Source organism: Micromonospora sp. KC213 (genome assembly GCF_004348325.1).
GTDB lineage: Bacteria > Actinomycetota > Actinomycetes > Mycobacteriales > Micromonosporaceae > Micromonospora.
This window is the reverse complement of record NZ_SMKF01000223.1, coordinates 1-7723: the sequence shown is the minus strand read 5'-3', so window position 1 is coordinate 7723 and position 7723 is coordinate 1. Positions and strand designations below refer to the sequence as shown.

Annotated in this window: 8 protein-coding genes; 5 read left to right on the top strand and 3 right to left on the bottom strand. The window is 73.0% G+C overall.

Going from position 1 to position 7723, the window contains the following annotated elements; all coding sequences use genetic code 11:
* Positions 1-134: 134 nt before the first annotated feature.
* Positions 135-362: a DUF2277 domain-containing protein gene (locus E1166_RS27855; protein ID WP_132342870.1), complete on the bottom strand. Its 228-nt coding sequence runs from the start codon at positions 360-362 to the stop codon at positions 135-137.
* Positions 363-420: 58 nt separating this feature from the next.
* Between E1166_RS27855 and miaB the strand changes: the two genes are divergently transcribed.
* Positions 421-1920, top strand: coding sequence for a tRNA (N6-isopentenyl adenosine(37)-C2)-methylthiotransferase MiaB (miaB, locus tag E1166_RS27850; RefSeq protein WP_132342869.1), 1500 nt, complete (start codon positions 421-423; stop codon positions 1918-1920).
* 45 nt (positions 1921-1965) lie between these two features.
* On the opposite strand, the gene E1166_RS27845 is transcribed toward miaB, so the two are convergent.
* Both E1166_RS27845 and E1166_RS27840 read right to left on the bottom strand, forming a co-directional pair.
* On the bottom strand, positions 1966-2931 hold the full coding sequence (locus E1166_RS27845) for a right-handed parallel beta-helix repeat-containing protein (protein ID WP_132342868.1): 966 nt from the start codon (positions 2929-2931) through the stop codon (positions 1966-1968).
* A gap of 355 nt (positions 2932-3286) precedes the next feature.
* Complete coding sequence (locus E1166_RS27840) at positions 3287-4495, bottom strand: DUF349 domain-containing protein (RefSeq protein ID WP_132342867.1); 1209 nt, start codon at positions 4493-4495, stop codon at positions 3287-3289.
* Positions 4496-4744: 249 nt separating this feature from the next.
* On the opposite strand from E1166_RS27840, the gene E1166_RS27835 reads away from it, so the two are divergent.
* From E1166_RS27835 to dapF, 4 genes are all read left to right on the top strand, one after another.
* On the top strand, positions 4745-5194 hold the full coding sequence (locus E1166_RS27835) for a hypothetical protein (RefSeq protein WP_243710555.1): 450 nt from the start codon (positions 4745-4747) through the stop codon (positions 5192-5194).
* A gap of 48 nt (positions 5195-5242) precedes the next feature.
* The gene (locus E1166_RS27830; RefSeq protein WP_132342866.1) at positions 5243-5989 is read left to right on the top strand and encodes a hypothetical protein; all 747 of its coding nucleotides are present in this window, start codon (positions 5243-5245) and stop codon (positions 5987-5989) included.
* Positions 5986-6891 (top strand): tRNA (adenosine(37)-N6)-dimethylallyltransferase MiaA, encoded by a 906-nt coding sequence (miaA, locus tag E1166_RS27825; protein ID WP_132342865.1) that lies wholly within the window; start codon positions 5986-5988, stop codon positions 6889-6891. Before E1166_RS27830 ends, miaA begins: the two co-directional genes overlap by 4 nt.
* A gap of 7 nt (positions 6892-6898) precedes the next feature.
* On the top strand, positions 6899-7723 hold an 825-nt coding region (gene dapF, locus E1166_RS27820; RefSeq protein WP_132342864.1), incomplete at its 3' end, for a diaminopimelate epimerase.

Below are 7723 nucleotides of genomic sequence, written 5' to 3'. Positions count from 1 at the left end.
GCTCCAGGTGGCGTAGACGGTGGCGTCAGATGAGGCTGACGCCACCGTCTGGCGAAGGCCGCGACGATGGTGCGGGGCAGGGTCAGGGCCGGCCAGCGGGTCGGGGCGGCGGCGAGCGGGCGCGACGACCCCGGTCAGCGGGGCGCGGCGGGCCGGGAGCCGCGTACCTGCAACTGGTCCAGCAGGGTCGCGGTGGCGGCGGCCACCGCCTGCACCGCGGCCTCGAACGCCTCGGCGTTGTGCGCGGCCGGCGCGCGGAAACCGGAGATCTTCCGGACGTACTGCAACGCCGCCGCCTGGATGTCGGCCGGTGTCACCTCCGGCACGTACGGCTCACGCAGGGTCTTGATGCTGCGGCACATGGCTGCTGCTCCTCCTCGTTCGGGTGATCCCGGTCGGCCCGGATACGCTGTGCACGTCATGACTACCGCAGCCGAGCGCAGCCCGCGCACCTACCAGGTGCGTACGTACGGCTGCCAGATGAACGTGCACGACTCCGAGCGGATCTCCGGCCTGCTGGAGCAGGCCGGTTACGTCCGCGCCGAGGAGGCCGACGACAGCCCGGACGTGGTGGTGTTCAACACCTGCGCCGTCCGGGAGAACGCCGACAACCGGCTCTACGGCAACCTCGGTCATCTGCGCCCGGTCAAGAACCGGCACCCGGGGATGCAGATCGCCGTCGGTGGCTGTCTGGCCCAGAAGGACCGCGGCGACATCGTCCGCAGGGCCCCCTGGGTGGACGTGGTCTTCGGCACGCACAACATCGGCGCGCTGCCGGCGCTGCTGGAACGGGCCCGGCACAACGCCGCCGCCGAGGTGGAGATCCTGGAGTCGCTCGACGTCTTCCCGTCGACGCTGCCGACCCGGCGGGAGTCGACGTACGCCGGCTGGGTGTCGATCTCCGTCGGCTGCAACAACACGTGCACGTTCTGTATCGTGCCCGCCCTGCGCGGCAAGGAGAAGGACCGCCGCCCCGGCGACATCCTCGCCGAGGTCCGCGCCCTGGTCGACGAGGGCGTGTTGGAGGTGACCCTGCTCGGGCAGAACGTCAACTCCTACGGCGTGGAGTTCGGGGATCGGTACGCCTTCGGCAAACTGCTGCGCGCCTGCGGCGACATCGACGGGTTGGAGCGGGTCCGCTTCACCAGTCCGCACCCCAAGGACTTCACCGACGACGTGATCGCCGCGATGGCCGAGACGCCGAACGTCTGCCCCTCGCTGCACATGCCGTTGCAGTCCGGCTCCGACGACGTGCTGCGGGCGATGCGCCGGTCGTACCGGTCGGAGCGGTACCTGGGGATCATCGAGAAGGTCCGGACGGCGATACCGCACGCGGCGATCACCACCGACATCATCGTCGGTTTTCCCGGCGAGACCGAGGCGGACTTCCAGCGCACCCTGGACGTGGTGCGGGCGGCCCGGTTCTCCTCGGCGTTCACCTTCCAGTACTCCAAGCGTCCCGGCACCCCGGCCGCCACGATGGACGGTCAGCTGCCCAAGCAGGTGGTGCAGGAGCGCTACGAGCGGTTGGTCGCCACGGTGGAGGAGATCACCTGGGCGGAGAACCGCAAGCTGGTGGGGGAAACCGTCGAGGTACTGGTCGCCGTCGGCGAGGGCCGCAAGGACGAGCGAACCGGCCGGCTCTCCGGCCGGGCCCGCGACGGCCGCCTGGTCCACTTCGACGCCGGTTCGTACGCCGGGTCGATCCGTCCCGGCGACATCGTGCACACCACGGTCACCTACGCCGCCCCGCACCACCTCAACGCCGACGGGGAGCCGCTGTCGCACCGGCGTACGCGGGCCGGGGACGCGGCCGAGGCGGGGCGTTCCCCGCGTACCCCGGGGGTGTTGCTCGGGCTGCCCACGGTGGGCGCCCCGACGGCGACGCCCGCGTCGACGACCGGCTGCGCCGCCCACTGACGAGGTCTGCGGGGCCCGTCGTGGTGGCGGGCCCCGCGCCGGCCGTCAGACCGAGATCCTGCCGGCGCCGGCGCCGGCCGTCACGATCGACTTGACGCTGCTGGCGGCGTCGAGCGGGTACGAGTACGGGATGCTCCGGACGCTGCCGCCGGCCTGCCCCCGGCCGGAGCTGACGAAGTGGTTGTTCCGGGCGACCAGGCTGCCGGGGCCGGAGCTGCCCTCGCCGAGGTGGAACGGGTCGGCGACACTCTCGAAGTAGTTGCCCTCGACGAGAACTCCGGCGTTCATCGTGGACGCCACGCCGTAGCCATGGTTGGCGCGGTAGTAGTTGTTGAACACGTGCACCGGGTTGCCGAAGCGGACCCGGGGGTGGCGCTGGTTGCTGCCGTCGAAGTAGTTGTGGTGGTACGTCACCCGCAGCCGGCCGGTGTCCTGGCTGGCGTTGCTGTCGCTGTGCCCGAGCAGCATCGACTTGTCGTGGGCGTGGACCCGGTTCCAGGACACGGTGACGAAGTCGGAGCCGCGCTTGATGTCGACCGCGCCGTCGTACCCGCTGGTGAAGGTGTTGTGGTCGATCCAGATGTTGGTCGCGTACTCCTGCACGTTGATCGCGTCGTCGTTCCAGTTGCGGAAGGTCAGGTTCCGGATGATGACGTTGCGGTCGCCGCTGATGTTCAGGCCGCAGCCGGCGATGGTGGCGCCGGAGGTGCCGAGGATGGTCTTGTGGGAACGGACCCGCAGCATGCCGGAGCAGTTGATGGTGCCGGAGACCCGGATGACCGAGGCGTTGCTGGAGCCGAGTGCGGCGCTCAGCGCGGAGGCGCTGGTCACCGTGGTGGTCGGGGCGTTGCCGCCGCCGGTGGTGCCGCCGTTCTGGGTGGCCCAGCCGACCAGGTGGTTCGGGGCGGCGGCGGCCGGTGTGGTGCTGACGGTGAGGGCGGAGGCGACGAGCAGCGCGGCGTTGGCGGCGGCGGTGAGCAGGGTTTTCGGACGTCGGGACGTGATGCGCATGGTGCTTCCCTTCGCTGGTGGCCGGGCTCGCGGACCATTGGCCGACCCTGCTGGCGCCGTGCCCGTCGGCGTCGCGGTCGGCCGGGGACGGTGGTCGGCGGGTCCGGCCGGTGTGGACGTGCGGGGTGAGCAGCGACTCCCGTGCCACGCTTACCGGGGTAAGCGCTTTCCCTGATAGAAGCACAGATGCTTATCGATGTAAAGTCCACCCTCACCTGCATGGGGATGCCAGGAGCCGAAACCCGTGGCCGGCCTTCGTGAAGGTCGACCGGGCACCGTGCGGGCTGGTGCCGGACGCACAGACGCGCAAGCCCCCGGTCCACCACGGACCGGGGGCTTGCGACGCGGTGTCAGCTCAGCCGGACTGCTCGGCCAGTTGGAGGAACTGCCGCTTGGCGGCCAGCGCCTGCTCGGCCTCCTTGATCCGGCGGGCGTCCCCGGCGGCCTGCGCCCGGGTCAGCCGCTCCTCGGCCTCGGCGACCTGGGCCCGCATCTGCGCCAGCAGCGGATTGTCCTGCGGTGTGGTGCGCCGCCACGCCGAGTCCATGACCTCACGGACCCGGTCGTCCACCGCGCGCAGTCGGCGCTCCAGCCCGGCGGCGGCCTCCCGGGGCACCCGGCCGGCCTCGTGCCACTGCACCTGGATCTCCCGCAGCTTGGCCTGCGCACCCTTCGGGTCGCCGTCGACGTCCAGCGCCTCGGCCTCGGCCAGGAGTGCCTGCTTGCGCTCCAGGCTGACCCGCTGCTCGTTGTCGCGCGCGGAGAAGACCTCGCTGCGCCGGCTGAAGAAGGCGTCCTGTGCGGCCCGGAAACGTTCCCAGAGCTTCTGCTCGGCCTCCTTGGACGCGCGGGGAGCCGCCTTCCACTGGTTCATCAGCTCCTTGAGCTGGTTGGCGGTGGCCGCCCACTCGGTGGAGTCCTTGAGCTTCTCGGCCTCGGCGACCAGCTCCTCCTTGACCGTCTGCGCCTGCTTGCGCTGCTGGTCCAGGGAGGCGAAGTGGGCGCCCCGACGCCGGGTGAAACCGTCGCGGGCCGCGGCGAACCGCTTCCACAGCTCGCCGTCGGTCTTCTTGTCGACGCCGCGGATGGTCTTCCACTCGTCGAGGATCTCCTTGAGTCGGTCCCCGGCGGTCTTCCAGCCGGTCGACTCGGCGGCGATCTTCTCCGCCTCCTCGACGAGGGCGGTCTTGCGCGCGAGCGCCTCGACCCGGGCCGCGTCCCGGGCCGCGCGGGCCTCACCGGCCTTGTCCTCGGCGACCGCGGCGAGCTTGTCCAGCCGTGCGGCCAGCGCGTCGATGTCGCCGACGACGTGCGCCTCAGCCAGCGAGGCACGGATCCGGCGGATCGTGGTCAGCGAGTGGCCGGCGTCCGCCGCGCCAGAGTTGAGCCGGGCCTCGGTCAGATCCACCTCGGTCACCAGGTCGGCGAAGCGTCGGGCGAAGTGGGCCAACCCCTCCTCCGGGGCCCCCGCCTGCCAGGATCCGACCACCCGCTCGCCTTCGGCGGTCTTGACGTACACGGTGCCGTCCGCGTCCACCCGTCCGAAGGCCGTCCAGTCGCTCATGTGCCCATCCTCGTTCTCCCGGCGTCGACGGACCTCTCCCTCGATCGCCGCCACGGCGCAGCCAAGTTGCTCTCGGCATTGTCACAGGTCTGACCCTGTCCGCGTCGAGCGCCTGTCTCTGACCGTGACCATACGGTGTCCTGCCATTCACCGACAGGGTCCGTGGGGAGTGTCGGCCGGTGCCGTAGGGTGTACCGTATAGTGTACGGTAAGCGGCGGCCCGTCCTGCGGGCCGGTGAGGAGGAACAGATGACGCAGTCCCGGAGCCGGATGACGCCCCCGGCCGACGCGGGCTTCGTGCCGGACGCGGCGGCCCTGGCCGAGCTGGACGAGTGGTTCCGCCACTACGACGCCCTGGCCGAGGCGGGCGACGTGGCGGGCACCGCCGACCTGGCCATGTTCCCCCTCAACACGGTCACCGACGACGCCGCCGGGGAGGGCTCCGCCCGGCAGCTCGACCGCGCGGCCTACCTGGAGATGATGGGCGGCCTCCTCGCCGGCGGCGGCGACCTGAAGATGGAGTCGCGCCGCACGCCGTACTTCCTCACCCCGAGCCTGGTCGTGGTCTTCACCGAGGCCGAGTTCACCATCGACGGCGAACGTCAGCGGGTGCGCTACGCCGACCTGCTGGTCCGCAGTGGTGGCCGGTGGCGGTTCCAGACCATGGTGCAGGGCGGCTGGGGCGGCCAGCCCGGCTGACCGGCGGGTGCGGGGCACCGGGCCGGGCCGGGCCGATACGGTTGCCTGGTGCCCCTGGTCGCCGCCGCCGTCTGCCCGCACCCGCCGCTGATCGTGCCCGAGTTGGCCGGCGCCGCCGCGCCCGAACTGGACGGGCTCCGCGCCGCCTGTGACGCCGCCGTCGCCCGGCTGCTGGACTCGGCGTACCGGATCGTGGTCGTCGGCGCCGCCCCCGACACCCGCACCTACCACCCCCCGTGCCGCGGCTCGCTCGCGCCGTGGGGAGTCGGTGTCGAGGTCGCCGTCGGCGGCCCTGATGTCGAGGGTGCCCCCGGCCACGTACGCCCCGCCGGCCCGCCGGCCCCGCTACCGCTGAGCCTGACCATCGGGGCGTGGCTGCTGCGCCGTCACCCGGGTGGTCCGTCGGCGGTGGCCCGGATGCAGGCGGTGGCCGCCGACGCGCCACCGGCGGCAGCCGCCGCGCTCGGCGCGGACCAGGGCGGCGAGGCCGACTGGGCGCTGCTGGTGATGGGGGACGGATCGGCCTGCCGGGGTTCGCAGTCGCCCGGCTACCACGACCCGCGCGCCGAGGCGTACGACGAGAAGGTGGCCCGGGCCCTGGCCGACGCGGACGCCGAGGCCCTGCTCGGTTTGGACCCGGCGCTGTCGGCGCAGCTGAGGGTCGCCGGCCGGGCACCCTGGCAGGTGCTGGCCGGCGCGGTGCGCGCCGCCGGCGGCGACTGGCGGGGCACGCTGCGCCACGACGCGGCCCCCTACGGCGTCGCCTACCTCGTGGCCTCCTGGGAGCGGGCATGACCGTCGTGGCGGTGGTCGGGCCGACCGCGGCCGGCAAGTCGGCACTGAGCATCGCCCTGGCGCACGCCCTCGACGGCGAGGTGGTCAACGCCGACTCGATGCAGCTCTACCGGGGCATGGACATCGGCACCGCCAAGCTGACCCCGGCCGAGCGCGAGGGCGTGCCGCACCACCTGCTGGACATCTGGCCGGTCACCGAGCCGGCCAGCGTCGCGGAGTACCAGCGGCTGGCCCGCGCCGCAGTCGACGACATCCTGGCCCGGGGCAGGGTGCCGCTGCTGGTCGGCGGCTCCGGGCTGTACGTGCGGGCGGTGCTGGAGCGGTTCGAGTTCCCCGGCACCGACCCAGCGGTCCGCGAACGCCTGGAGTCCGAGCTGGCGGCCGTCGGTCCGGCCCCGCTGTACCAGCGGCTGCGCGCCGCCGACCCGGCCGCGGCGGCGAGCATCCTGCCCGGCAACGGGCGGCGGATCGTCCGCGCCCTGGAGGTCATCGAGCTGACCGGGGCACCGTTCGCCGCCGCCCTGCCACAGCCCACGCCGCACTACCCGGCCGTGCAGCTCGGCGTCGACCTGGACACCGCGCTGCTGGACGAGCGGATCGCGCGTCGGGTCGACCGGATGTGGGCCGACGGACTCGTCGCCGAGACGCGGACGCTGGTCGGCCACGGCCTGGCCGAGGGACGTACGGCCAGCCGGGCGCTCGGCTACCAGCAGGTGCTGCGTTTCCTCGCCGGCGAGACGACCGAGGCCGAGGCGTACGACGAGACGATCCGGGCCACCCGACGCTTCGTCCGGCGGCAGCGCTCCTGGTTCCGCCGTGACCGGCGGGTGCACTGGCTGAACTCCGCGTCGCCCGGGCTGGTCGACACGGCGCTGCGGGTGCTCGCCGCGGATCAGGGATGATGGGGCCGTGGAGTTCACCAAGGGCCATGGCACCGGCAACGACTTCGTCATCCTGCCCGATCCGGACGGCACCCTCGATCTGACACCGGGCCGGGTAGCCGCGATCTGCGACCGGCGGCGCGGCATCGGCGGGGACGGCGTGCTGCGGGTGGTGCGGGCCGCCAAGCATCCCGAGGGCGTCGTCCTGGCCGGCGAGGCCGAGTGGTTCATGGACTACCGCAACTCCGACGGCTCAGTCGCCGAGATGTGCGGCAACGGAGCCCGGGTCTTCGTCCGTTACCTGCTGGAGACCGGGCTGGCCACGCCGTCTCGCGCCGCGCTGCCGGTGGCGAGCCGGGCCGGCGTCGTGCGCGCGCGGGTCGAGGGCGACGCCGTCGCCGTCGAGATGCGCCGCCCCCGGCTGTACGACACCTCGACCGCGACGCTGGGGGCGCTGACCCTGCCGGGCACGGCGGTCGACGTGGGCAACCCGCATCTGGTCTGCGTGCTGCCGACCGGCCTGGACCTGGCCGGCCTGGACCTCACCCGGGCACCCGGGTACGACCCGGCGGTCTTCCCCACCGGGGTGAACGTCGAGTTCGTCACGCCGGACGAGCCGGTCGCGGAGACCGACGCACACGTGCTGATGCGGGTGTACGAGCGCGGCTCGGCCGAGACCCTCTCCTGCGGCACCGGGGCGTGTGCGGTCGGGGCGGTGGCGCTGCGCGACGCCGGGCGGGACACCGGCGCGGTCGCGGTCGACGTCCCCGGCGGCCGGCTCACCGTGACGGTCACCGACGACTCCTGCTGGCTCTCGGGCCCCGCGCTCCTGATCGCCACCGGCACCCTGACC

Bases quoted from the DNA above. Each gene is read 5' to 3' on its own strand.
- E1166_RS27855 (WP_132342870.1), bottom strand. From the start codon at position 362: ATGTGCCGCAGCATCAAGACCCTGCGTGAGCCGTACGTGCCGGAGGTG.
- miaB (WP_132342869.1), top strand. From the start codon at position 421: ATGACTACCGCAGCCGAGCGCAGCCCGCGCACCTACCAGGTGCGTACG.
- E1166_RS27845 (WP_132342868.1), bottom strand. From the start codon at position 2,931: ATGCGCATCACGTCCCGACGTCCGAAAACCCTGCTCACCGCCGCCGCC.
- E1166_RS27840 (WP_132342867.1), bottom strand. From the start codon at position 4,495: ATGAGCGACTGGACGGCCTTCGGACGGGTGGACGCGGACGGCACCGTG.
- E1166_RS27835 (WP_243710555.1), top strand. From the start codon at position 4,745: ATGACGCAGTCCCGGAGCCGGATGACGCCCCCGGCCGACGCGGGCTTC.
- miaA (WP_132342865.1), top strand. From the start codon at position 5,986: ATGACCGTCGTGGCGGTGGTCGGGCCGACCGCGGCCGGCAAGTCGGCA.